This is a genomic window from Thiomicrorhabdus heinhorstiae (assembly GCF_013391765.2).
Classification (GTDB): domain Bacteria; phylum Pseudomonadota; class Gammaproteobacteria; order Thiomicrospirales; family Thiomicrospiraceae; genus Thiomicrorhabdus; species Thiomicrorhabdus heinhorstiae.
Window position 1 is genome coordinate 1 of record NZ_JACBGI020000095.1, and the last position, 255, is coordinate 255.

The following is a 255-nucleotide window of genomic DNA, read 5'->3' on the forward strand; positions in this document are numbered from 1 at the left end:
ACTCAACGGTCATTTGAACGTTGTCACCTGGCATAACCATTTCAGTACCAGCTGGTAGTTCACATGCACCCGTTACGTCAGTTGTACGGAAGTAGAACTGTGGACGGTAACCGTTGAAGAATGGAGTATGACGTCCACCTTCGTCTTTAGACAGAACATAAACTTCTGCTTCAAACTTGGTGTGAGGCTTAACAGTTCCTTTGTGAGCCAATACTTGACCACGCTCGATGTCTTCACGCTTAGTACCACGTAGTA

Annotated in this window: 1 protein-coding gene; it reads right to left on the minus strand. The window is 45.9% G+C overall.

Annotation, left to right across the window (positions count from 1 at the left end; all coding sequences use genetic code 11):
* On the minus strand, window positions 1–255 hold a 255-nt coding region (locus H8792_RS12515), incomplete at both ends, for an EF-Tu C-terminal domain-related protein (protein ID WP_456119860.1).